Below are 24,741 nucleotides of genomic sequence, written 5' to 3' on the forward strand. Positions count from 1 at the left end.
AGGGCCGAGCGAATAGCGAGCTGCGAAACAGCCCGACCCGAGCGTAGCGAGGGGCAGCCCCAAAAGCAGCAGAGGAACTAAGTTTTGGAAGGAAACCTTATTGACCTGTTTGAAACTGGCCTAGCTTTTGGCCAAAACGACCTACATTAATTATTATTAACAACGCAATAGCCATGACATTTAAGCGAACCGTATTGTTGGCATTGTCTACTTGCTTTGGCATTTCTCTATCGGCCCAAGAGGCGGCCTTGGAGCGTGCACAAGCTCTCTATAATGAGCAGAAAGTAGACTCGGCCCTATTCTATTATGAACAGGCCCTTAGCCAGACCCCCACAGACAAGAATTTACAATTGACAATGGCAGAGTTGTATCTGCAGACGAATCGTCCGAAAAAGGCTGCTCAGTATTATGGGGGCTTGGTAGAGTCTCCGAATGCGGGGGTTGACCTTTATTTTTGGTATGCCTATGCGTTGCAGATGGATGGTCGTTATCAGAAGGCCAAGGAGGTGCATGAGAAGGCCAAGAAGCACCCTGATATGGCGGGAAATTATGCTGCCTTGCCCTTATTGGATGCCTATGTGGCCTCTTGTGATTTTGCCTTGGCGCATCAGGGCAAGCGTCCGGTATTTGATGTGCGCAATGAGACTGCGGTAAACTCTTCGGCTGCGGATTTTAATCCGGTATTGGCTGGGGGGCGTATATACTTTGCTTCTAAGCGGATTGTCTCTAATCCGATGGGAATGGGGGGCTATTCTGATGCGAACGAGGATTATTTGTATCAGGCGGATCGTCAGAACGACCGAGACTTGAAGAATGCGCAGACGGTTTTTCCGGCTGGGAACATGGAGTTTACCAATCGCTATAAGTTATCTCCTGTGAGTAGTGTTAATGGGAAGACCTTTGTGAGTGTAAATAACTTTTCTGCAGCGGTTCGTCACCCGATGACTTTGGGTGGGGGGAGTAGTAGTTTTAAGATGGGTTATTATAATGCGCCCTTGGCGAGCATTCCGGCAGAGGATCCTACAGAGTATCCATATTATGCGGAGCAGTCGGCATTTCCGGCTTTAGCGGAAGGGGGAAACACCTTATACTTTGCGGCCAAAGGCTTGCCGGGTAGTTATGGGGGCTTTGACCTTTACGTTAGTTATTTTAAGGATGGGCGTTGGACCACTCCTCAGAACTTGGGGCCCAATGTTAATAGTGTAAGAGATGAGATATCTCCTTTTGTAGACAGCAAAGGCATTTTGTATTTTTCTTCTGATGGGAAGCCTGGATTTGGTGGTTTTGATGTTTATCGGGCCGAGAACTTGGGGGGAAGTTGGAAAAATGTGCGGAATATGGGGCCTGGGCTCAACTCTAGTCAGGATGAGCTTTACTTTATTTTTGAGCCGGAGAAAAACATGGGGTACATGGCCTCTAACCGAGATGGTGGTCAGGGTGATTATGATATTTACTCGGCTTATTTGCAAGGGAATGTAGAGGGGATGCCTTTAATTTCTAAGCAAGAAGAAGACTATGTAGTGAAAAACCCTGATGGGCAGTCGGGTCTTACGCAGGAGCAGGAGGACCAACTCAATACCTTGGAAGAAATTGCTGATAATGTGAATGGGGGAGAAGGCAATGGCAGTAATATGGGACAAGACAATATTGATGACTATGTTTTGAATCCGCCCAAAGAAGGGGGGAATCAGCAGGGGAACAATGCTGGTACAAACAATAGTGGAAGTAATAATGCTGGTACAAACAACAATACTGGGGGCAACAACAGCGGCAGTAATAATGGGGCGAGCAATAACAAGGATCCTTATGCGGGCAAGCAAATTCCTTGTGCCGACAACTCCTATATTGGTGTAGTGACCGATGCGGTGAGCAAAAGACGTTTGGCCAATGTATGGGTTTATGTACGTCATATGAAAACGGGCGTAGAGTATAAAAAGCAGAGCTCTAAATATGGGGAGTATGCTTTGATCCTAGAGCCACAGTCTCAGTATGAAGTTCGTTTTTCTGCTGCGGGTTATCAGAATGACATCATGGAAGTATTTACTGGGGATGGCCAAAAGCGGACGCTTTTGGGCAGCAAGGCGATTCAGCCTTCGGCCACCAATGGCTTGGCCCTTTTGAACAATGATGGTCAGTATATGGGGCGTGAGGGAACGCAAGAAGAGGTTTTGCCCAATCAGTTTCGCCGAGCCAATGAAATGCCTCAATCCTTGATGCCGGACAAAGGCTATTTGGTTCAGGTGGGTGTATTTAAGTCTTTGGACAAAGAGCTACAAAAGGAGTTGGGGCAATATGCCAACATGCTTACGGCGCCTTACAAAAATGGAGAGGCTAAAATCTATCGGCTAGGTGTTTTTGCTGATAAGGCCCATGCCGAAGAGGTTTTGGCCAAGGTAAAAGACATTAAAGGCTTAGATAAGTCGTTTTTGAGAAGTGAAGCCTTGAGCAATCGCACGGCGGCTGAGCGCATGACCAACAACATGCAAGTGGTCTTTCCGATGAAGAAAGAAGTAGCCGAGGCAGAGAATAAGCCTGTGGTAGAAGAGCGGCCTTTAGAGAATGGCAATGCCGATCTTTTGCCTCCTATTGTAGAGGATGCTAGAAACAGCTATGCGGATAATAAGTTGCCTGAGGGGACTACTGCTCGTGGGGCTGGGCTATTGCCTGCCGAGCGTCCCTTAGAATTTAAGGTACAGTTAGGGGCCTATAAAGATGCTTCTGCCGCCAACTATCCCGATTTGAGTCAGATTGGACGGATTGAGCGTCAGCTCAACTCCAAAAATGGATTGACTTATTTCTATTTGGGGGGCTATAGCAGCATTGATGATGCCCGCAAAGCCGATACGGAGGTAAAACAAAAAGGCCTAAAGTCTTTTATTGTAGCCTTTAAGGATGGAAATAAAATTCCGGTTAGTCAGGCCGTAAAATTGGCCAACTAGAGAGAGGATAGCACCAAAGGCCCGCTAGCAATTGCTAGCGGGCCTTTTTTGTTTTGGCTTGTTTTTACTCTTTGGGGAGCGTAAACTGTACAGTTAAGCCAGTGGGGAGAATATTGCTAATATGGAGTGTTCCATTCTCTTTGCCAAGGACTTTTTCTAGGGTAGCTAGGCCAATTCCATCGCAGTTAGTTCCAAATTTATCGTTGGGGGCGGAGCTAAAAAACAGCTCGGTTAGCTTATTGAGCTGTTCGGCTTGAACGCCTGGCCCGTCATCGCTAACTGTAATTTGGTACATTTTGTTATCTCGGCCAGTTTCCTTAATGTTGATTCTTATATTTGGAATTTCTTGACTAGCATAGCGGTAGCTATTATCGATCAACTTATGAAGCATTCTTTTAAAGAGCTGGGGGCGGTAGTAGATTTCTTCTAGGCCCAACCATTTGATATTGACCTTTCTGCCCATACTCAACTGAATATGCTGTTGGATGCTTTTAATTTGAATCTTTTGTTTTTCTTCTTCTAGGGCTTCATCAATTGTATTGTAGCGCCAGAGGCTATTGAGCATCGTTTTGAGGCGATCAGAAGACTGCAAGACCTTTTCCATCATTTTCCGTTTGCTATCGGGCAGGCCAAGTTTGCCATCGGCAAGGAGCAGTCGGGTAACATTGGCAATATTGGCCATAGGGCTTTTGAGCTCTTTGATGGCAATATGGCTAAAGCGCTCGAGTTCGGCTTGGCGGTGTTGTTCTCTTTCTAGGGCTTCCTGAATGAGGCGTTTTTTTCTGCGCAATTCAAGGAGGCGCATAGCCTGTTGGCCAAGGATAGAGAGCGCTTTTTGTTGTTCTTCAGAAAACTCTCTGGGTTTTTGGTCCAAAACGCAGACCGTACCTAAGGGCAGGCCATCTTCATTGACCAAGGGAACCCCAGCATAAAAACCGAGTTGAAAGGGGCCCGTTACTAGCGGATTATCGGCAAAGCGTTCATCTTTAGAGGTATTGGGCACCATAAAAACATCATCTTGCAAAATGGCGTGAGCACAAAAAGAGACCTCAATAGGGGTTTCTTCTACATCGGCGCCTACTTTGGCCTTAAACCATTGGCGTTTGTCATCTACCAATGTTATCAATGCCATGGGCATGTCACAGATAGTAGCGGCAAGAGAAACGATGTTGTCATAATCTGCTTCGGGCAGAGAGTCTAATACATTGTAGCTGTCTAAAGCGGCCAAACGAGCCACTTCTTGCTCATGCTTAGGGGCAATCATCATACACTTATACGTTTTAATAAAGAAGTTAAGTTATTTGTCAGTAGCTTGCTTTTGCCTTAGGGGTTGGGGCAAAAGAACAATAAATATATGAAAAATAGTGTCACTTTAATGTGATTATTGATACGTGTTGCTTTTTCAGTGGAGCTAAAATTTATAGCCTTATGCGTTTATTTTTTTGTTTGCTGTTGGGCTTGCTTTTTTGCAGGGCTATAGTTTTGGGCCAAAATAGCGTTCAGCAGCGGTTTTCTGGGCAGTTGTCGGCGGTTCAGGCTTGGTCGCCTCAGCAGGGGGCGGCTCATTTTTCGGCGGGACGTTATTTGCCCAATTATTTTGCGGCTCGGAGTTGGGATAGCAGTCGGCAGGGGCTAGATCTGGAGGCTGCGCTAAATTTATCAGCCTATGCCAGTTATCCTACTGGAAGTTCGGCGGCGAGCATTCGGCCCTATCGCTTTTGGTTGCGTTATACGGCGCCCAATTTAGAGTTGCGTTTGGGCTTGCAAAAAATAGATTTTGGCAGTGCGCAGTTGTTGCGTCCTTTGCAGTGGTTTCATCAGATAGATCCTCGAGATCCTTTGGCTTTGACCAATGGGGTTTATGCTTTTTTGGGCCGTTATTATTTTAAGCAAAATGCCAATCTTTGGCTCTGGGCGCTTTATGGCAATTCGCAGCGGAGGGGTTTTGATTTATTAAGAACGGAGCAGGGGCGGCCCGAGTTTGGTGGCCGCTTTCAGTTGCCCTTGCCCAAGGGGGAGTTGGCCCTGAGTTATCATTATCGTTGGGCACAATCGGATAGCAGTTTGGCCTATCTGTTTAATATGGGGCCTTTGCCTGAGCATCGTTGGAGCCTAGACGGCAAATGGGATTTGGGGGCAGGGGTTTGGTTAGAGGCTGCACAGATTTATCGGCCCAAAGGTTTAGGCCCTTACCAAGCGGCGCAACAGCTCAATTTGGGCCTAGATTATACCTTCGCTTTGGGAAATGGCCTCAACTGCAGTGCAGAATATTTATTTTTGGCCTATGGTCAGGAGCTGTTTCGCCCAGCCCTGAGCACACATGCTTTGGCGGTTCAGACTAATTATCCACTAGGGCTCTACGATCAGTTTTCACTGATCTATATTCAAAGTTTTGGAGGGCAAATAGGCGGACAATTGAGCTATAGCCATCAGTTTAAGTATTTGTCTGCCTACCTGATTGGGGGCTACAATCCTAGGGTGGGTAGCCTCAATGTTCAACAAAATGATTTGAGTCAGCAGTTTTTGGGCTGGAGCCTTCGTTTGGTTTTGGCCTATAATTATTAGGATTTGGGGCTGCCCCAGCCTTTGGCTGGGTCGGGCTGTTTCGCAGCTCGCTGTTCGCTCGGCCCTTCAGCGCTGCGCGCTTCGGTCTGGCCTTCGGCCACTGCTGTCCATCCCTCAGCCTGCGGCGGCTTCGCCGCCTGCAAAACCGTTTAGAAGTGGTATTGCTTCGCAATCTTTTATTGAAAGAGCAAAGCCCCAAACAGAAGTTTGGGGCTTTGAATAGCTGATTTTTATTTTTTATGGAGTGGAATTTCTTTAATCAACTGATCGGCATTATTGGATAAGACCTGTTTAACAAATATTCCTCCATTTGGATACACAAAGTTGCCAATAGGATCAAGCAATAGCCATTGTACTTCTACGCTATTTCCTTTCTTTACCGTTTGTAAAGTCCCTTTAACAAGTTTGAAAAACCCTTTTTGTATTCCATCTGTCTTTGTATTAGCTACAGAGGCATTTATACTAACATTTCCTGAACTATAATTTGTAGTAGATTTTTCTGTAGCATATTCATCTGTAAGAGAATAGTCGCCTCCAAGTATGCCATCAAGACCAAAGTTTGCAGCGCCTGTTCGCCCAATGTTATGTGTGGAACCTTTTGTTTTACTACTCCCTATTTCAACTCCAGCCTCTGCAGCTATACTTTCAGTTTTCTGATCCGCAGCTATTTTGTAGCTAATCTCTGCAGAAAATTCGTGATAAGTAGTACCATCAGCTTCCACAACTAGCGGAGCATTAAAACTGGCTTTGATTTCATAGTCAGGCCCCTTTTTTTGACTAACATTCATGCTTAGAGCTGTGGCTTTTGCCGCATACTGTCCGTTGTTTTTATTCAACTGAAATTTGATAGTAAGCGAGAGGGTACTATCATTAGAGAGTAGAATATTTTGAGTTAAGCTATCTTCGGTATGGCTAGGGGCCCATTGCACTACTGCTTGTTGACAACTTTTTATGGCCTCTTTTATGTTTTCCTCCTGAAAATTATGAGCGAGAATTAGTGCTAAGTCTTCAGCCAATGTTGCATTAGCCCTATTTGCTTCTATATAACTGATTAGCCCATTTTTTCTTTATGGAAAAAAGTATTGCCTATAGCCTTTTTATAAGGCCGTATAAGATGACGGGCTAAAATTATATTTCTGCCCTTAAGGCTTGCTTTGAGTTGCTTAAGTTCAGCCTCCAAGGCTGGAGCAAAAGCAGCCATTGCCGCTTCTTTTTTGAAATAGGCGATTAATTTTTCAGTTAAACAATCTAGCTTATAGACGCTATTGTCAGTTGCAAAAACATTAGACTGCCTTACCCAATCTAAGTAAATATCATAGCAGTTAAATTTTGCTCTTGCACCATCTATTTCTGCAAGAAGAGCTAGAATTTTGTGAAGGTTGGGTAGCACTACTTTAGTGTGATTTTCATACCATGCTTCAGGATGCGCAATTAAAAAGGTAGCTGTTTTATCGATGACCTTAATCATATTACTGGATACATCTTCATTGCTTAGCTGTCCTTTAGGAAGGAATTTACGGCTGTAATCAAAAATTAGCTGAACGACTTTGGGATCATCAACTTTATCCCATTCTTTTATTTCTTCTAATACATAGATAGCGTTAATTTTTAGATCGCGGTATTTTTCTAGCGTATCTAAGACCATCAGCTCATAAATAGTTTTTATGCTTTGGGTTTTCCAGTTTTCAACTTTAGAAGTCCATTTCTCTATAGCCATTTCTTTCTCTCTTTCCAACTCCTTTCGTGTCTCCTCCAATTCTTTTTCCTTCTCCTCCAACTCCTCCTCCGTCAAAAAGTCATCTATGGCCAGGGCTTGGTCCAAAATGGGTTCTAGTTGGTTTGGGGAAAGGACATAAGGCGCAATGCTAGACTCAATAAAGCGCGATTTAGCTCTATACTTCTTAATCTTTTCTACCGCATCATAACGCTCAAAAATTTGGGCCAATTCTTCTAAAAATATACTGGGCGGCTTGTTGTCTGCCTGCTCTACTAAAGCCTTAATATCTGCTGCAATTAGACGGCAAACTTTGAGCTTTTTACCTTCCTTGAATTTAATATATAAATGATTTAAAGCAGTAGTTTTTGCCCACTGGTCATTATTTACATTATTCTTTAGATTTCTAGCTTTACCTGCTAGCTCTAGAGCATTTTGAGCAAACTCTAATAAAAAATCAGTTTTGGGTATATCCTCTTCCTTAAGGGCCAAAAATAGCTGCTCCAAATTGGCCTTTTCCATTTTGAGCTGCGGCTTAAAGGCCTTTAGGCCCGCTTTGGTCTTGAGTAAAGCCGCCTTCAGGCTTGGGCGATCGGGATCCTCTGCAGGAAGCTCCTGATAAAGTGAATATAGTTCTTGATATTGGGCCAAGGTTTCTTCATAAAGGGCTGTATCTTCTTGATACTGCTGCTGTTTTGCCAAAAAAAGTTGATGATTATCCATTTTTATAGCATTGAATGGGCTAATAAATAAGAAGCTGTGAAATAGAAAAATGGCTAATGCTTTCATTGCTTTGTTTTTGTGTTTACGTAAAAGTAGTAACTTTTATTTATAAACGCAAAATTAGCCTGAAATTTTCATCAAAAAATGGCCGAAGGCCATTCGGCCTAGCGATGCGGCGGGGTGGCCCGCAGGGCCAGACCGAAGGCGAAACGAAGTGTAGCCTGAAGGGCAGAGCAGACCTGCGAGCCCCAAAGCGACAACAAGCCCTTTAGGGCGCAGTTCGACGACCAAAGGGAGTAACCGCCGCAAGGCCGCAGGCCGCAGCGGAGGCCCCAAAACAAAAACATAAAGCAGGGGAGAGATAGGCTTAGTGTAGGGAGGGTGATCTTTTGCCTAGAGTTTGCTAGAAAAAAGCAGAACTTTTGCGGAGGAAGAAAGGGCTAGTTTTTGAAAAGTTCTTCAGAGAAGCGCAAAAAAATAGCTACTTTTGTGGCTTAAAATAGGCAGCGAGCAAACCCAAAGGGAGAAAAGCTGTTTTGTTAAAGAAATCAAATTATTTTTTAGATAAAGAGCTTATGGCTGAATCAAAATTAAAAAAAGCCCTAATCGTTTTGCCTTTGGCATTGGTGACCATTGTGTTTCCTTTGGCGGCGGTATATATGTCGAGAGCGGGCCTAATGGATTATAAGGCCCGAAAGGCGCAGATGCGTTATTTGGGGGATTCTATTAAATTGCAAAATATTCCTTTGCAAGATACGGCCGGAGAGGCCTATTCTTTGAGCAAGTATGAGGGGCGGGTTTTGCTGCTCAACTTTTATCAGGATGGGGCAGCGGAGAACGAAAAAGTTTGGTCGGAAATGCTTCGGGTGCAGACAGAATACAGCAAAAAGACCACCCAGCGTTTGCGTTTGTTGAGTTTGCCTGTAGGGAGCGATAGTTTGAAGAGTCTGCAGCAGTTTTGGGCCAAAAATGAGTTGCCTGATCGCAACTGGCAAAGCCTAAAAGGGCGGCCCGATCAGGTCTTGAATCTGGCGGTGGAAAACTGCAAATTGGGCCAAGATACCTTGGGGCAAACCTTGGTTTTGTTTTCTATGGATCAGACGGTGGCCATGCATTACAATGCCCTAAAACCAGAGAAAATCAATCGGATGGTTGAGGATATTGCGCTCTTATTGCCGGCCAAAAAGGATAGAAAAAAATTGCGTTATCAGGAAGAAAAAGAGCTGTATCAATAAGCCTTTTTTCGACTATAAAAATTAAGATGTATGAGTACACCTATTGTAGATGATATAGGGACAAAAAGTCACAAAAAGCTGAATATTATCATTACGGTTATTTCGGTAGTTTTGCCTTTGGTCGTGGCCCTATTGTTTTCGGTGAAATTAGAGGTCAATTTTCCATTTGATGTGTATTGGCTGCCGGCCATCAATGCGATCCTAAATGGAGGAACGGCCATTTTATTGGTTTTGGCCTTAGTAGCGGCCAAACAGCATAAGATCAAGTTGCACAGCCAAATGATTTATGCGGCTATGGGCATGTCTTTTGTCTTTCTCTTGGTCTATGTTTTATATCATGTGACTACGGGCCACACAAAGTTTGGGGGCACGGGCACGGAAAAGCTAATTTATTTGTTACTTTTATTTAGCCATATTGCGCTAGCGGCTATTCAGGCACCCTTGGTCTTATTTGCCTTTTTGTATGGTTATACGGGGCAGATTGATCGCCACAAGCGTTTGGTAAAATTTAGCTATCCGGTTTGGTTGTATGTTTCTGTGACCGGGGTCATTTGCTATTATATGATTGCGCCTTATTATCCAGCCTAAATTCTATGCTCTATGAAAGCGATAAAAAAATATTTGTATCTATTTAGTTTAGCCTTATCCCTGTTTTTGGTGGTGGCTCCTCAGCAGGAGTTGGCCGCACAATGTCCTATGTGCCGGATGTCGGCAGAAGCTGACCTGAAGTCAGGAGGAACCAAAGCCAAGGGCTTGAACAATGGTATTTTATATATGCTCATTTTGCCTTATATCTTGATGGGGACCATTGGCTTTATTTGGTACCGCAACCAGCGGCAGGTAGGGCAGCAGCAGCAATTTAAGGATTTGCGCCTGCTTTTAGAGCCTTTAGATTAAATTGAATAAGCGTTTAAAGTTTGGCCCAGTTTTCGATTGAAAACTGGGCTTTTTTCATTTTTCAATGGCTTTTATGCAAACGTTTTCTATTTCGGCTTCGGTCCTTAATTTTAGCCCAGAGGTGGCTGATCATTTTAATAAATTGGGTATTGGCGTAGAGCTTTCGGCTTTTTCGCTGCCCTATAATTTAGCTGCCGATCGGCTGTTGCCTTTAGTGGATCAGACGGCCAAGTTGTTGGCCAACTTTAAGGGGGCGGTAAGTATGCATGGGCCATTTTTCGATATGAATCCTATGGCTAGAGATCCCTGGATTTTGGAGGTTTGCCAGAAGCGGATGCTGCAAAGTTTGGAGTTAGCGGATCGTTTGGGGGCTCGTCAATTGGTTTTTCACGCCAATTATGTTCCGCATCGGGCCAAGGAGCACGACCGCATTTTTGTAGAGAAGCAGCTCGATTATTGGCCTGCTATTGTTCGGGCGGCGGAGCGATATGATATTCGAGTTTTGCTAGAAAATACCCGAGAGCATAGCCCAAAGCTGTTATATGATATTTTGGCGCCTATCAATTCTTCGCATTTTAAGGCTTGCCTAGATACTGGGCATACGCATTGTTTTACCAACTCTAAGCTTCCGCTAAAAGATTGGCTTTTGGGCCTAGGCGAGCAGCTGGCCTATGTGCATTTGCATGCCAATCATGGCGAGCGCGATGAGCATTTGGCTTATACGGATGGCAATCAGGATTTTTCTGGCTTTTTTGAGGGCTTGCAAGCACTGCCCGAATGGCCCGATTTGATTATTGAGGTAAAAACGCGAACGGCTTTTTTACGCTCTTTGGGGGCTTTGCAGCGGGCGGGCCTTTTAGCTCCAGCTTATGTCTAATTTTTTATAAAAGTAGCTAGATTTGGGGCCCGCGGCCAGCAAAGCTGGCCGCCGCTATGCTGCGCCGCTCGCAGGTCTGCTCGGCCCTGCGTCGCTTTGCTCCTTGGTCTGGCCCTTCGGGCCACGGCTGCGCAGCGCTGGGCCTTCAGCGGCCCTTCGGGCCTTCGCAAAAGCGGTATTCCTCGCTTCGCTCCTCATCCGTAGTCACGACCCCGCCCACCCGCCCCTCCAATGGATTCCCTAAGGAATCCATTGGGGGCTTGTTTGCGGGAGCCATTTAAAATGTTCTCTATAGCCCCCAAAAAAAGAGCAAACCCTAAGGTTTGCTCTTTTTTTTCATTACTTCAACTTTCGCCCTTGGGGGTCAATCAACTTTCGTCTTTTGATGGTCCAACTTTGGGGCTTAAGGTAGGCATATTGTTTAGAGGGCGACAGCCGGAAGCTAAACTCAAAATGCTTATGGTGTTTATTTTTTTTGGGGTAGAAAAAACTGCTTTGCCCGTTAATTTGCAATTCCACTTGGGCCAGATTTTCGCCTTTGGGGAGCTTACAATTATAATAGAGGGGGGCATAAGTTTTGGCTAGCTCTTCTCGTTCTTCAGCCGTCCCTGCTCTTCGGATTTTACCTCTTTCCTCAATGCTGGCCAGCAGTTTATCTTGGTCTTGGCGGCAATAAAAGCTATCATTAACAATCAGGCTACCAATTTCTTTGGGGGCGGCTTGGGCCGAAAGCGCATTGATACAAAGCGATAAGTTTTGGGGACCATGGCTTAGAGAATCTGATTGGACCAAAAAGCTATCAATCTGATAGTCAGATTGTAAAAATAGCTTGTCTCCCCGGGCCTTCCAGTTACCCTCGGCGCTCAATCTGGCCCATTTCTCAATGCGAACATATTCAAATCTTCCCTTTTCTTTTAAAGAAAGTTGGATTTCTATATCCTTATCCTTATATATATAAGTACCTTCTTGAGCCCAAAGGGAGGAGAGGGGAATAAAAAGTAGGGGCAAGATCCAGAAAAATTTTTGCATAGTTCTTTTCTTTGTCGTTTAGAATTGTCATTTATTCTTGCAAAAACTGCGCCCAGCATGAAATCATTAGAGGTCCCTTTACTCGCCTATCAAGAGCGGCTACAAATCCGGAGCGAGGGAGGACAAAAACAAATATTTGACCCCGTCCGCCGAAAATGGCTGCTCCTACAAGCCGAAGAATGGCTGCGCCAACTTTGGATCCAGTACCTCAAAACCGAAAAAGCCTACCCCTTTAGCAAAATGCAGGTAGAAAAGGGCTTGGCGGTTTATGGCCAAAAGCGGCGAACAGATTTGCTTTTATTTGATAAAAATACGCAGCCCTTGGTCCTCTTTGAGCTCAAGGCGCCAAGCCAAAGCCTAAATGCAGTGGTATTGGACCAAATTATGCGCTACAACAGCAGCCTACAAATGCCCTACCTCATTATTTCTAATGGGCGGCAAAACTACGGCTTTGTCTGGAACCCCAAATTAAAAGAGTATGAAGTTTTGGGGGAAATCCCATTTTACGCTGAAATTTAACTAGGAACTTACTATCTTAACTACTTGATTTTGCCCCAACTATTTCTGCTCGAGCAAAGCTGGCCCATTTGGCCTAGCGATGTGGAGGGGGGCGGCGCAGCCGCAGACCCAGCCGCCAAAGGCGGCGCAGGGCCGAGCAGACCTGCGAGCCCCGAAACGTAGCGCCGCAAGGCGAAGCCGCAGCGGAGGCCCCAAAAAAAGAAAAAACAGCTAACAATAAAAAAGAGTAACTTTTAATCAAAAATGAGGGGAGAGCAGTTCCCAAGCTCCATCAGGAACTCAGAAAAGCATTTTCGATGGACCAAGAGAGCCCGTTTGACCCTGTAAATTTAGCACTCTATTATTATGAGTAAATCCATGCGTTTTTCCGCATTAGAAAGTCTGCTAGCCCGCGAAAATACCCCCGTACAAACGCCTAGCAGCCGTATTTCAGACTATTTTGCTAGCCAGGTTTTTGGCAAAAAAGCCATGCAAGAATTTTTGCCAGCCCGGATTTACAAACAAGTCATCCAAACTATTGAATCTGGGGAAAACCTAGACCGTGAAACTGCCGACCACATTGCCGACGCAATGCGCAATTGGGCCAGTTCTAAAGGCGTGACGCATTATGCACACTGGTTTCAACCCCTTACTGGCCGAACGGCTGAAAAACACGACTCTTTCTTTACTTTAGATGGCCAAGGCGCCGCTATTGAAGAGTTTAGAGGCGAGGCGCTTGTCCAACAAGAACCCGATGGCTCTAGCTTCCCCGGCGGAGGCTTGCGCTCTACTTTTGAGGCTCGTGGATATACCGCCTGGGATCCCAGTTCTCCCGCTTTTATTTTAGAGGTAGGAGATGATAAGACACTTTGTATTCCAACTATTTTTGTCACCTATGGGGGGCAATCACTAGACTATAAATTGCCTTTGCTCAAATCGCAATCTTGCTTAGAAAAGGCGGCGGTAAAGGTGTGTCAGCTTTTTGATCCTGCCGTACAAAAGGTCTATGCCACCTTGGGCTGGGAGCAAGAGTATTTTTTGATCGATGAGGCACTTTATGAGGCTCGTCCCGATTTGCGCTTTACGGGCCGCACGCTTTTGGGCCGTTCGGCGCCCAAGGGGCAGCAATTAGATGACCACTATTTTGGTTCTATTCCAGAGCGAGCCTATGCTTATATGCGTGATTTGGAGGTAGAATGCCATAAATTGGGGATTCCCGTGCGCACTCGCCACAATGAGGTGGCCCCTTCTCAGTATGAGTTGGCTCCTCAATATGAGGAAATCAATGTGGCGGTAGACCACAACCAATTGTTGATGGATTTGATGGACCGCATTGCGCGCCGACACAAGCTTCGTGTGCTTTTGCATGAAAAACCCTATGCCAATGTGAATGGCTCGGGCAAGCACAACAACTGGTCTATTGCTACAGATACGGGCAAAAACCTCTTGTCTCCTGGCAAAAATCCTGGCAAAAACCTACAGTTTCTGGCCTTTTTCGTCAATACCATTCGGGCTGTATATGAGCATGCAGATTTGTTGCGGGCCAGTATTGCCTCTGCTTCTAACGACCACCGATTGGGCGCCAATGAAGCGCCTCCCGCTATTATTTCCGTCTTCATTGGAGAGGCCTTAACTAAGGTTTTAGATGCCATTGAAGAGGGCGATAGCACCGAGGCCGAAGTGAGTCGGGTGTTCTCTTTGCTGAGCAAAATTCCAGATCTAGAAAAGGATAATACCGACCGCAACCGAACTTCTCCCTTTGCCTTTACTGGAAACAAATTTGAGATTCGGATGGTAGGCTCTACGGCCAACTGTGCCGGCCCAATGACCATTATGAATAGCATTATGGGCCAGCAGTTAGAAAACTTCTATGCGGATGTGGCTAGCCTAAAAGCAGCGGGACAATCGCAGCAGTCGGCTATTTTGCAAGTCATCAAGCGCTACATTATTGAGTCGAAACCTATCCGTTTTGAAGGCGATAACTATAGCGATGAATGGAAAGAAGAGGCAAAAAGTCGGGGGTTGAATAACTTTATGACCACTCCAGAAGCCCTTACTGCTTATGCTACCGATAAGGCCAAGGCGCTATTTACCAGCACCAAGGTACTTTCTGAAGAAGAGTTGGCCGCCCATTTGGAGGTCCGCTTAGAAAGCTATGCCTTGCAACTGCAAATTGAATCGAGAATTTTGGCCGAAATGGTGGTGAATCAAGTGATTCCCGCTGCCGTTCGCTACCAAAATAGCTTGGCCCAAAATGCCTTACAGCTCAAACAATTGGGCTTAGAGGAAAGTAGCTATGCCGCTCAAAAAGAGTTGCTCGCCGAGCTTTCAGAGGGAATTTCGGCCCTGAAAACAAAGGCCTATGCCATGAAGCAACTTCGTGTGCAAGCAGGCCAACTAGAGGCCGAAGAAATGGCCCATACTTATTGTAATGAGGTAAAACCTTTGATGGATGAAATCCGTGTGGTTTCTGATCAGTTAGAAGGTTTGGTTGATGATCAAGAATGGCCTTTCTTGAAATATCGCGAAATGATGTTTATGAGCTAAAACTCGTAAATAGGCCAAAAAAAAGCGGATCCACTTCAGTGGATCCGCTTTTTGCTTTAAACGCTATAGGTTTTGCCTTCTTCGGCAGCAGCCGTTTCGGCAAATTCGCTTTGGGCTTCTTCTAAAAGCACTTTTTTATCTTGGTAGCGAGTAGAAAAATGCCCAATCAATAGCTTTTTGACCTGGGCCAATTTGGCCATTTCTCCAGCCTGCTTGGCGGTGCTATGTCCCGTCTTTTTTGCATTCTCCAATAAATTATGCAAAAATGTAGCCTCATGATACAGCAAATCTACGCCCCGAATGAGCTCCGCCAAAGGCGGATGAAAAGCCGTATCAGAACAATAAGCATAAGTACGGGGCGGGGGAGGAGGCGTGCATAATTCTTCATGCGGCCAAAATTTACCCTCGGCATCGGTAAATCCTCCACCCGCTTTAATAGCTGGAATCTGCCGAAAGGGAATCTCCAACTCTAAAATCCGATCCTTACGCATATTCGGATGCGCCGGCTTTTCCTTAAAAAGAAAACCCTGACAAGCCACCCGATGCGCCAAAGGCAAACTAAAAACCTGAAAACTAGGGCTGTCGAGTAAAAGCTCCGATCGCTCCGAATCACATTCCCGAATTTCCAAAGGATAACTCAAGTAAGCATTCATTAGGCGCATTTGGACCTCCACCCACTCCCGAATCCCTTTGGGGCCATACAGCCGCAGCTTCTTTTTTCGCTGATTCAAGCCAAAAGACATCAATAAACCCATTAAGCCCAAAACATGATCTCCATGCAAATGACTAATGAAAATATCCTTAATCTGAAAGGCCTTCAGCTGATAACGCTGCACCGAAATCTGACAACCCTCCCCACAATCAATCAGGCAATAATGCTCCCGAATATTCAAAAATTGGGCAGAGGTAAAACTATTATAAGTAGGTAGGGCCGCATTGCTGCCCAAAATGCTCACTTCAAAACGCATCATTATACTTCGTCTTCTTCTGCTGGCGTTTCATTTTCTAACTGAGAACGCAGGGCCTGCATCATTACCCATTTTACAGCCTGTTCCAAATTCTCCTTAATGTCCAAAACGCTATCTAAACGCGAAATGCTAATCAAGGTTTTTACACTGGGGTGCTCTACGCCCGTAAGCACAAACTGCCCCCCCTCTTCCGTCCACAAACGGTTGCCTGTCAAAATGGCACTCAATCCAGACGAATCGACATACTTCACTGCCGACAAATCCAAGATCAAATTTTTGTTTCCGGCATTCTTCAACAGAGTTTGTTTAAAAATTTCGTTTTAGGAAAATAAGTATAAAGGCTAAATAGTGTAGACTCGCCCAGTTGTCGGCTTTTCTTTCAAAACGAATGAGTAAAATTTTGAATGCGTCAATCCATGCGTTAGTTCGCTCAACAGAAAAGCGTTCTTTGTAAAGTTCCTCATCTATAATATCTTGATAATAAGCTTTTTTTCTATTTCTTTTGTTGTGGTCAATATTAGGGATAATGCCCATTTTTTGGCAGTTTTCTCTAAGTTTTTTGCTATCAAACCCTGCATCAGCATTCATAAATAAACCATCAGGAGAGATGTCTGAAAGCTGCAGATCGGCAAGCATTTTTTGGAAATGACTCTCGATTTCAAACAAATCATTATGGTTTCCCGCAAAAGGCGGAGACATAGCGATTGGCAGCCCATTTTTATCTGTGAGAAAGAGAGCATTTGTGGTTTTGGACTTTTTTCGGCCCTGATAACCCACAGCTTCGCCCCCTCTTTTCGCTGGGGTATGACTTCCGTCAAGCTGTATACTAGATAAATCTAAACAAGATTTTTCATGGGCTAGAAATTGGATCCACACTTTTTGCCAAATACCAGACTCGGACCAGCTATTGAAGTAGTAATATACTGTTTGCCAGCAAATTAGAACTTCGTCAAAAAAAGATTGTATCGGTAATTCTCTCCACTGACAACCTGTTTTAAGCCTATAAATTATCGCTTTAACAATTTGCCACAGAGGCGCTTTGGTTTTTCGAGCCAATTTTTTTTCGGGAAAAAATGCTAATATTTTTTCCGTAATAAATTCTTTTGATAAATTCACAACCATGTTGCAAAGCCTTTTTTTGTTTTTGTCGTAATCAACAATAATAAGCGCTTTGCAGCATTTTTTTTTGCCTTAGTCTAGCTGCTGACTAAAAAATTTAAACAAGCTCACAGAATCAATTCCGATTTTAGTTCAGGGGCTTTCAAAGAATTCAAATTTTCCTCCTGAAGGCTGACTAGAGCGTACTCTTCTGACTTTTCTACTGCGTATTTCATGGTCTATTTTCTTTTCTGGTTCTATTCAATATTAGGGCCTTTTCTATAAAAATCTAGCCATTTTTGGCCATTATGGACCCTTTTTTGTCTTTTCTGCTTTTAAGGATTTGGGGCCTCCGCTGCGGCTTCGCCTTGCGGCGCTACGTTTCGCAGCTCGCTATTCGCTCGGCCCTTCGCCGCTTTCAGCGGCTCGGTCTGGCCTAACGGCCACTGCTGCACATCGCTAGGCCTGCGGCGGCTTCGCCGCCTGCAAAACCCCCAAAAAGGACCAAAGCTCTCAAAAGTATAGGGCCTAAAATAAAAATAAATTCTTTCGATTTCAGAAAATAATCTTTAATATTGGACAGTCAAGACAGATGGCCAAATCTTTTTAAAGCAGCTTGCGTTTATAAAAGTGAGGCCAATTGCCCTTATACACCCAATTTTAGAAAATAACCTTAGTTTGAATATGCCTGATAATCGCTTTTCTCCCAAAGTCAAAGAGGTCATTTCTTTCTCTAGAGAAGAAGCCCTTCGCTTTGGACACGACCAAATTGGAACCGAACACCTTTTGCTTGGTATCCTTCAGGATGAACAGAGCCTGGCCGTTGCCGTCCTCCAATCTTTAGATTTGGACGTCTCTGAATTACGCCAAGCCATTGAAGATTCTGTCCAGAAAACACAACGCAGAGAACGCCCTTCTTACACTGTAGGCAATCTGCCCCTTACTCGCCAAGCCGAAAAGGTGCTTAAAATTACCTTTTTAGAGGCCAAACGCATGAAAAATGAATTGGTCGGCACCGAGCATATTTTGCTTTCACTCCTTAAGTATCCCGAAAATCTAGCCGCTCGTGTTTTACAGGAGTTCGAGATTGATTATGATGGTTATAAGGCAGAGCTAGATTATTTACTAGCCGAAAGTAATCCCAATTTGCTAGATGCCGCAGGCGGAGAAGATGAATTTGAGGAAGAAGGAGGTAGCCGAGGCAACCGTGGCCGTGCCGCTGCCGGAGCCGCCAAGGGCAAATCACATACTCCCGTACTCGATAACTTTGGCCGAGATATTACCAAATTGGCCGAGGAAGATAAATTGGACCCCATTATTGGCCGCGAAAAGGAAATTGAACGCCTTTCGCAAATTTTGTCTCGCCGTAAAAAGAATAACCCCATCCTCATTGGAGAACCTGGGGTAGGAAAAACAGCTGTTGTAGAGGGTTTGGCCCTTCGTATCCAACAGCGCAAAGTGTCTAGAACACTCTTTGATAAGCGTATTGTGATGCTGGACCTAGCTGCTTTGGTAGCAGGGACCAAATATCGCGGACAGTTTGAAGAGCGCATGAAGGCTATTATGACGGAACTAGAAAAATCTAGAGATGTCATCCTCTTTATTGATGAAATTCATACCATTGTCGGCGCTGGTGGAGCAACAGGCTCTCTAGATGCTTCTAATATCTTTAAGCCTGCTCTCGCTCGTGGAGAACTCCAATGTATTGGTGCCTCTACCTTGGATGAGTACCGACAGTATATTGAAAAAGATGGCGCTCTAGATCGCCGCTTCCAAAAAGTAATCATCGAGCCGCCTTCTCCAGAAGAAGCAATTCATATCTTGAGCAATATTCGGGAAAAATATGAGGCCTTCCATCATGTAGAATATACAGATGAAACCCTAGAGGCTTGCGTAAAGCTTTCTAACCGCTATATCTCTGATCGTTTCTTGCCCGATAAGGCCATTGATGTCATGGATGAGGTAGGCGCTCGTGTACACCTCAAAAACATCCATGTGCCCAAGCACATTATGGAGCTAGAGGCCGAGATTGAAAAAGTAAAAGAAGAAAAGAACCAAGCTGTTCGAGACCAAGAATATGAAAAAGCGGCAAACTTCCGCGATAGCGAGTCTAAGTTGATTCATCAGCTAGATCAGGCCCGCATAGATTGGGAGGAAGAGTCAAAGAGCAAGCGTTATCCTGTAACTATTGAAGACATTGCCGAGGTGGTGTCTATGATGACCGGAATTCCCGTAAGCAATGTAGCCGAAAGCGAAAGCGTCAAGCTATTGAGTATGGGTCAAGACCTCAAGGATAATGTAATTGGTCAGGATGAAGCCATTGTGAAGATCACCAAAGCCATTCAGCGGAACCGCGTAGGCCTTAAAGATCCGAACAAGCCCATTGGAACCTTTATTTTCCTCGGTCCAACTGGGGTCGGTAAAACAGAATTGGCCAAAGTATTGGCTCGGCAGATGTTTGACTCAGAAGATGCCTTGATCCGCATTGATATGAGTGAATACATGGAGAAATTCTCTGTGAGCCGTCTTATTGGAGCGCCTCCGGGCTACGTAGGATATGAAGAAGGGGGACAATTGACGGAGAAAGTTCGTCGAAAGCCTTATTCTGTCATTCTTCTGGATGAGATTGAAAAGGCGCATCCCGATATCTTTAATATCTTGTTGCAGGTATTGGATGATGGCCAACTAACCGATGGTTTGGGCCGCAAAGTAGACTTTAAAAATACTTTGATCATCATGACCTCGAATGTTGGGGTTCGTCGCTTGAAGGACTTTGGAACTGGAGTTGGTTTTTCTACTAAGGCCAGAGAAGAAGCTGCGGCAGATGAAGCCAAGGGCGTGATTCAAAATGCACTTAAGCGGACCTTCTCTCCTGAGTTTTTGAACCGTATTGATGATGTGATTGTCTTTAACTCTTTGGGTAAAGAAGAAATCTTCAGCATCATTGATTTGAGTTTGAAAAACTTGTACAAGCGAGTAGAAGAGCTAGGCTACAAATTGCAATTGACCGATGAGGCCAAAGACTTTTTGGCTGAAAAAGGCTACGATCCGCAGTTTGGCGCTCGTCCATTGAACAGAGCGATTCAAAAGTACTTGGAAGATCCTTTGGCGGAGTTTATCCTTAACCATAAGAAGGAATTGGCAGAAGGCAGTTTGCTAGAAGCTTCTTTAAGCAAAGAGCAAGAGGTAGTGATTAGCATTTTCTCTGAAAAAGAAAGCAAATAGGTCCAGTTGGGCCAAGCGCAAAAGAGCTAGCAAATATTTGCTAGCTCTTTTTTTGTTTAGCTCGTCGAGCCGGCCTAGCGATGTGCAGCAGTGGCCCGCAAGGGCCAGACCAAAGCCCGAAGGGCTGAAGGGCCGAGCGAATAGCGAGCTGTGAAACGTAGCGCCCGCCGCAGGCGGGAGGCCCCAAAACAGCAGCGAGCTGCGGAACGACAACAAGGTCTTTAGACCGAAGTTCGACGACTGAAAGGCATAATGCTCCAGAATAAAAAGTTTAAAATCAAAAAAGCCCTCCAAAATGGAGGGCTTTTTCTATTCTCTAAAGATCCCATTGAAAGTATGGCCTACTCTTCCAGTCCACTTCCCCAAGGAATAACATCCTCTGGGGGATCTTCTCCTGGCAAGCAACCGAAATGCTCAAAGTGCATTCGGTCGGTTAAATCCTTACTGGCACGCTTAAATTCTTCAATTTCTTCTGCAGTCATTTTAGAAAGTAGCCGTTCTCCCAACTCTCTGTACTCTTGTATCTTACTCTTCTTTTTTTTCTCTTCTGCCATCTCAAAGCTCTTTTAATTTTAACACAATAGTTTGCTCATCCACCCTATAGGATAAAATCTTATCCATAGCTTAAACAAGACCTCAAATTGGTTTTGTTTCTTGTTGTGGGGGGGCTTACTCTTCCAACCCACTTCCCCAAGGAATCACATCCTCGGGGGGATCTTCTCCTGGCAAGCAACCGAAATGCTCAAAGTGCATTCGGTCGGTTAAATCCTTGCTGGCTCGCTTAAATTCTTCAATTTCTTCTGCCGTCATTTTAGAAAGTAGTTGTTCCCCTTTAGCCTCCATTTTCTTTAGCCAGTCCATGGGGGATTCGTTTTTATCTTTAGTCATTTTGAAGCTCTTTTTTTGTTTAGCTCGTCGAGCCGGCCTAGCGATGTGCAGCAGTGGCCCGCAAGGGCCAGACCAAAGCAGCTTTGCTGCTGAAGGGCCGAGCGAACAGCGAGCTGCGAAACGTAGCGCCCGCCGCAGGCGGGAGGCCCCAAAACAGCAGCGAGCTGTGAAACGACAAGAAGGTCTTTAGGGCGCAGTTCGACGACCGGAGGGAGTAACCGCTGCAGCATTATATTTAGCGGAGGGCCCAAAAAATAATAAAAAAGAAGTATTAAAAGCGTATTATTTTGTAAATCTAACTTTGATAGTCCGACGAAAATCTACTATATTAGCCAAAGCGCAGGAGCAAGAGCGACTGACTATCATATTCAATCACAATAACCGCATCCCTATGAATAGCTTTGAGAAAGTGAAGAATTATCTGCTGGATATGGGCCATGAAATTAGCCATGAAAGCGTAGAGGATAGTATCTTTGTAGTAAACAATGAAAATCAGGGTATTTGTAACCTAATGCTGGATTGCGAGGGCGATGTCCTTGTTATGGAGCAGCATATTTTTGATATTGAGGAAAAAGACGCTGCATTTTTGAAGCGTTTGTTACAGATTAACCGCGAACTCATTCATGGCGCCTTTGTTTTGGATGAGGAGGGGCGTCGGGTACTTTTCCGCGACACTTTGGCCCTAGAGAATTTGGATCGCAACGAATTGGAGTCTTCAATTAACGCCATGGCGATTGCTTTGGTGGAGCATGCTGAAGAATTTATGGACGTAGCGGCCAAATAATTGAACTTTTTCCCTTTATTTATCATCTTATCTAAGTGAGCGCCTTAAACGCTCTTCTTCTATCAATTAAACTATCTGACCTATGTGGCAATTTTTGAAGCGCTTGTTCCGCCTTGGTAAAGCCGAAGCCAACTCTGCCCTTGATAAACTAGAGAATCCCATCAAAATGACGAAGCAGGGGATTCGCGATTTGAAAACGGACCTAGACAAGAGCCTACAAAGTTTGGCGGAGGTAAAAGCGATTGCTATTCGTACCAACCGCGAAGTACAAACTTACAAGCAAAATGCAGACGATTACGAAAAGAAAGCGATGGCTTTGTTGAAAAGGGGCCAATCTGGACAAATGGACGCGGCTGAGGCTGAGCGTTTAGCAACAGAGGCTTTGGCTCGTCGTGAAGAAAACCTCAAGTTGTACCAAACTGCTCTTCAGAATAAGAAGAAGTATGACGGTATGGTAACGACTATGGAGGGCAAAATTCGTGCGCTCAAGAGCCAAGTTGCTAAATGGGAGAACGAATTGCGCAGCCTAGAAGCTCGTGATAAAGTGAGTAAGGCAACCACCAAACTCAACAAACAATTGACTAATATTGACTCTTCTGGAACCATGAGTATGCTAGAGCGTATGAAGGAGAAAGTAGAAGAGCAAGAGTCTTTGGCGGAGGCTTATGGCGATATGGCCGATGAGAGCAAAACCATTGACGACGAAATTGATACTGCACTCAATGATCCTACCGTTACTGCTTCTGCAGCTTTGGATGATCTTAAGCGCAAAATGGGTATGATGCCCGCTCAGGAGGAACGCATCGAAATTAAGGAAAAAAGCGATGTGACCATTAAAATTGAGGTGGATGACAAAAGCAAGGGGGCTTAATAAAGAGCTGCCTATTGCTTAAATAAAGGAGTCGCTTTCCAATAACTGGAAAGCGACTTTTTTTTGTTTTAGTAGGCGGTAATGTGAAGGCCCGAAATTTCAAAGGCGGAAGTAAGGGCTTCTTTCATGCTGCCGCTGGTTTCAATTTCATCTAATTGAATGCCCAGCTCTACAATAGTTTGGGCCACGGCTGGAGAAATGCCCGATAAAATGCAGCGGCAACCCATCAGTCGGCTGGCTTTGCTAATTTTGAGGAGGTGATTGGCCACGGCGGTATCCATAATGGCCACTCCACTAATGTCTAAAATAAAAACCTTGGCCTGCTTTTCGGCAATTTGGCCCAAAACGGTTTCCATAATATCCTTAGATCGTTTAGAATCCATAATGCCCACAATTGGCAAAAAGAGAATTTCTTCCCAAATTTGAGCAACAGGGGTCGATAAAGATGCGTTTTGCAATTCTAAGACCTCATTAGAAATAGAATTGTAGCGATCTACGACCAAAGCAGTATCTAGATTGAGTAATTCATCATAGGCGCTCAATAAATCAAAGGAAGCAATTTTTTCTTGACGAAACAGGGCCTTAAACAAATGAGAAAAGAGAATAATGCCATCATAATAAAGGTCCATAGGCAAACCTACCCGAGCATGCACCTCGCCAATTCGCTTTCGGTCCTGAATGTAACGATCGTCTACCTCTGCCGCCCAAAAGCTCTGCCAATACCCTAGGTGTAGGCTTTTGAGGCGCTCAATTTGGGCCTCCGATTCATAGTAGGCCGCAAATTTGCGGTGGCTGAGCATACGCTCGTAAAAGGTATCAATCAGTTGAGGAAGTTGGGGGCTGATTTGGGGACTAACAGAACGAATTTGCTCCAAAGTCTCTTGGCTAATATAGAAATGGAGCTTGTAGGCTTCGGCTGTAAAAGTCTGCATATTATGGTTTTATATAAAATAGGTACTATCCTGATTATTGGCGAAATAGCTCTATTCACCTTTAACAACTTAAAGAGCTAATTGTCTTGCTTGGGGTACTATTTTGAGATAGAAAATAGCTAGTTTTCTATGAACTACCCTTTGTTTTCGACTAAATGCCTTCGATTTATTATTTTTGTTCTTCTCATCCAATAGCCCAGCTAAAAATCGGCTATCTTAAATTAAAGTATTATGTTGTCTACCTTAGTTCAGTTGCTCTTTGCCCTTAGTTTTTTGGGCCCTACTCAAGAGCTGCCCCAGCCCCAAGAAGCGGCCAAAAAAGTTTGCGATTGTGCCGAAAGTGCCGAACTGATTGCCAAAGAGGCGGCTTTTCGGGCAGCTCCAAAAACGGCTGCTCGAGGCCAGTACCTTACCGCTTTCAAAAGCTTTCATCAGTGTGCCGATTTTAATGGGATGCAAATGAGCTTGCGCGAATTGCCCGCCCGAGAACGCGCCTTATTTGAGGGCCAATTAGAGGAAGCCATTGCGGCTAGTTGCCCCAATTTGGCCCAATTACTGACCAAACTCCGCTAAATTTATGCGCCCTCTTTTTTTTTCCATTTTTGCCCTAACTCTAACGGCCTGCCAGCCCTCTCCAGATGAGCTCGCACGGCATTTGGCCAAAGATTGGTGCGATTGTAATCGAGTACTTTTGCCACTTTACGATAGCCTCGAGCAGCAAAATAGCCCCGGCCAAAAATTGCAACTCTTAGATAGTATGCAACTCAAAGTGGCCGAAAATGTGGCCTGCCTAGGGGGCGAGCAACTCTTGCAAGAACTAGAGCAAAAACTCAATCGCCAAAACCGAGAACTGCTCATCCGACAGTTTGAACAACAACAGGCCGAACAATGCCCAGAGCTGCTTCGCCTACAAGAACGTATGCAACACACGGTCCCATCTCATTAAAAATA

General features: G+C 44.8%; 21 protein-coding genes and 1 pseudogene. 13 read left to right on the forward strand and 9 right to left on the reverse strand.

The genetic code is table 11. From position 1 onward, the window contains the following. Window positions 1-173: 173 nt before the first annotated feature. Window positions 174-2,939, forward strand: coding sequence for a tetratricopeptide repeat protein (locus SAPGRDRAFT_RS15025; RefSeq protein WP_002660097.1), 2,766 nt, complete (start codon window positions 174-176; stop codon window positions 2,937-2,939). 64 nt (window positions 2,940-3,003) lie between these two features. On the opposite strand, the gene SAPGRDRAFT_RS15030 is transcribed toward SAPGRDRAFT_RS15025, so the two are convergent. Then, a complete protein-coding gene (locus tag SAPGRDRAFT_RS15030; RefSeq protein WP_002660098.1) occupies window positions 3,004-4,206 on the reverse strand; it encodes a GAF domain-containing sensor histidine kinase in 1,203 nt (400 codons plus the stop codon). A 161-nt stretch (window positions 4,207-4,367) separates the two neighbouring features. Here SAPGRDRAFT_RS15030 and SAPGRDRAFT_RS15035 point away from each other — a divergent pair, with 161 nt between their 5' ends. Next, complete coding sequence (locus tag SAPGRDRAFT_RS15035; RefSeq protein WP_002660099.1) at window positions 4,368-5,504, forward strand: hypothetical protein; 1,137 nt, start codon at window positions 4,368-4,370, stop codon at window positions 5,502-5,504. Window positions 5,505-5,734: 230 nt separating this feature from the next. On the opposite strand, the pseudogene SAPGRDRAFT_RS23830 reads toward SAPGRDRAFT_RS15035, so the two are convergent. Next, window positions 5,735-8,007: pseudogene (locus SAPGRDRAFT_RS23830) on the reverse strand (hypothetical protein). 509 nt (window positions 8,008-8,516) lie between these two features. Here SAPGRDRAFT_RS23830 and SAPGRDRAFT_RS15050 point away from each other — a divergent pair. The 4 genes from SAPGRDRAFT_RS15050 to SAPGRDRAFT_RS15065 all read left to right on the forward strand — a co-directional run bounded on the left by SAPGRDRAFT_RS15050 (window position 8,517) and on the right by SAPGRDRAFT_RS15065 (window position 10,950). Next, window positions 8,517-9,176 (forward strand): peroxiredoxin family protein, encoded by a 660-nt coding sequence (locus SAPGRDRAFT_RS15050; protein ID WP_002660102.1) that lies wholly within the window; start codon window positions 8,517-8,519, stop codon window positions 9,174-9,176. Between the two features lie 30 nt (window positions 9,177-9,206). Then, window positions 9,207-9,764: a DUF420 domain-containing protein gene (locus tag SAPGRDRAFT_RS15055; protein ID WP_002660103.1), complete on the forward strand. Its 558-nt coding sequence runs from the start codon at window positions 9,207-9,209 to the stop codon at window positions 9,762-9,764. A gap of 12 nt (window positions 9,765-9,776) precedes the next feature. Further along, window positions 9,777-10,073: a hypothetical protein gene (locus tag SAPGRDRAFT_RS15060; RefSeq protein WP_002660104.1), complete on the forward strand. Its 297-nt coding sequence runs from the start codon at window positions 9,777-9,779 to the stop codon at window positions 10,071-10,073. 73 nt (window positions 10,074-10,146) lie between these two features. Beyond that, window positions 10,147-10,950, forward strand: coding sequence for a sugar phosphate isomerase/epimerase family protein (locus SAPGRDRAFT_RS15065; protein WP_002660105.1), 804 nt, complete (start codon window positions 10,147-10,149; stop codon window positions 10,948-10,950). A gap of 339 nt (window positions 10,951-11,289) precedes the next feature. Here the strand turns inward: SAPGRDRAFT_RS15065 and SAPGRDRAFT_RS15070 are convergent, their stop codons facing one another. Then, the gene (locus SAPGRDRAFT_RS15070; RefSeq protein ID WP_002660107.1) at window positions 11,290-11,979 is read right to left on the reverse strand and encodes a hypothetical protein; all 690 of its coding nucleotides are present in this window, start codon (window positions 11,977-11,979) and stop codon (window positions 11,290-11,292) included. A 57-nt stretch (window positions 11,980-12,036) separates the two neighbouring features. Between SAPGRDRAFT_RS15070 and SAPGRDRAFT_RS15075 the strand changes: the two genes are divergently transcribed. After that, window positions 12,037-12,498 (forward strand): type I restriction enzyme HsdR N-terminal domain-containing protein, encoded by a 462-nt coding sequence (locus tag SAPGRDRAFT_RS15075; protein ID WP_002660108.1) that lies wholly within the window; start codon window positions 12,037-12,039, stop codon window positions 12,496-12,498. A 357-nt stretch (window positions 12,499-12,855) separates the two neighbouring features. After that, window positions 12,856-15,024: a glutamine synthetase III family protein gene (locus tag SAPGRDRAFT_RS15080; RefSeq protein WP_002660109.1), complete on the forward strand. Its 2,169-nt coding sequence runs from the start codon at window positions 12,856-12,858 to the stop codon at window positions 15,022-15,024. A gap of 56 nt (window positions 15,025-15,080) precedes the next feature. Here the strand turns inward: SAPGRDRAFT_RS15080 and SAPGRDRAFT_RS15085 are convergent, their stop codons facing one another. The 3 genes from SAPGRDRAFT_RS15085 to SAPGRDRAFT_RS15095 are packed head-to-tail and all read right to left on the reverse strand — an operon-like array spanning window position 15,081 to window position 17,114. Continuing rightward, window positions 15,081-15,995 carry a ribonuclease Z gene (locus tag SAPGRDRAFT_RS15085; RefSeq protein WP_002660110.1) on the reverse strand — a complete coding sequence of 305 codons (915 nt, stop codon included), beginning with the start codon at window positions 15,993-15,995 and terminating at the stop codon, window positions 15,081-15,083. After that, entirely contained in the window at window positions 15,995-16,264 is a 270-nt protein-coding gene (locus SAPGRDRAFT_RS15090; protein ID WP_253271342.1) for an STAS domain-containing protein, read from the reverse strand. The genes SAPGRDRAFT_RS15085 and SAPGRDRAFT_RS15090 overlap by 1 nt, the downstream gene beginning before the upstream one ends. A gap of 34 nt (window positions 16,265-16,298) precedes the next feature. Then, the gene (locus SAPGRDRAFT_RS15095) at window positions 16,299-17,114 is read right to left on the reverse strand and encodes an IS5 family transposase (protein ID WP_002657728.1); all 816 of its coding nucleotides are present in this window, start codon (window positions 17,112-17,114) and stop codon (window positions 16,299-16,301) included. Window positions 17,115-17,774: 660 nt separating this feature from the next. On the opposite strand from SAPGRDRAFT_RS15095, the gene SAPGRDRAFT_RS15100 reads away from it, so the two are divergent. Next, window positions 17,775-20,315, forward strand: coding sequence for an ATP-dependent Clp protease ATP-binding subunit (locus SAPGRDRAFT_RS15100; RefSeq protein ID WP_002660111.1), 2,541 nt, complete (start codon window positions 17,775-17,777; stop codon window positions 20,313-20,315). 341 nt (window positions 20,316-20,656) lie between these two features. Here SAPGRDRAFT_RS15100 and SAPGRDRAFT_RS15105 read toward each other — a convergent pair whose 3' ends face one another. After that, a complete protein-coding gene (locus tag SAPGRDRAFT_RS15105) occupies window positions 20,657-20,869 on the reverse strand; it encodes a hypothetical protein (protein ID WP_002660113.1) in 213 nt (70 codons plus the stop codon). 115 nt (window positions 20,870-20,984) lie between these two features. Beyond that, complete coding sequence (locus SAPGRDRAFT_RS15110; RefSeq protein ID WP_002660114.1) at window positions 20,985-21,203, reverse strand: hypothetical protein; 219 nt, start codon at window positions 21,201-21,203, stop codon at window positions 20,985-20,987. A 391-nt stretch (window positions 21,204-21,594) separates the two neighbouring features. Here SAPGRDRAFT_RS15110 and SAPGRDRAFT_RS15120 point away from each other — a divergent pair, with 391 nt between their 5' ends. Then, entirely contained in the window at window positions 21,595-21,987 is a 393-nt protein-coding gene (locus tag SAPGRDRAFT_RS15120; protein ID WP_002660116.1) for a YbjN domain-containing protein, read from the forward strand. A gap of 82 nt (window positions 21,988-22,069) precedes the next feature. Continuing rightward, the gene (locus SAPGRDRAFT_RS15125; protein ID WP_002660117.1) at window positions 22,070-22,858 is read left to right on the forward strand and encodes a PspA/IM30 family protein; all 789 of its coding nucleotides are present in this window, start codon (window positions 22,070-22,072) and stop codon (window positions 22,856-22,858) included. 68 nt (window positions 22,859-22,926) lie between these two features. On the opposite strand, the gene SAPGRDRAFT_RS15130 is transcribed toward SAPGRDRAFT_RS15125, so the two are convergent. Then, a complete protein-coding gene (locus SAPGRDRAFT_RS15130) occupies window positions 22,927-23,790 on the reverse strand; it encodes a protoglobin domain-containing protein (RefSeq protein ID WP_002660118.1) in 864 nt (287 codons plus the stop codon). A gap of 231 nt (window positions 23,791-24,021) precedes the next feature. Between SAPGRDRAFT_RS15130 and SAPGRDRAFT_RS15135 the strand changes: the two genes are divergently transcribed. Both SAPGRDRAFT_RS15135 and SAPGRDRAFT_RS15140 read left to right on the forward strand, forming a co-directional pair. After that, window positions 24,022-24,363, forward strand: a complete 342-nt coding sequence (locus tag SAPGRDRAFT_RS15135) for a hypothetical protein (protein WP_002660119.1) — start codon at window positions 24,022-24,024, stop codon at window positions 24,361-24,363. 4 nt (window positions 24,364-24,367) lie between these two features. Continuing rightward, a complete protein-coding gene (locus SAPGRDRAFT_RS15140) occupies window positions 24,368-24,736 on the forward strand; it encodes a hypothetical protein (protein WP_002660120.1) in 369 nt (122 codons plus the stop codon). Window positions 24,737-24,741 lie beyond the last annotated feature (5 nt).

The sequence above is a fragment of the Saprospira grandis DSM 2844 genome, assembly GCF_000275825.1.
GTDB classification, from domain to species: Bacteria; Bacteroidota; Bacteroidia; order Chitinophagales; family Saprospiraceae; genus Saprospira; species Saprospira grandis_A.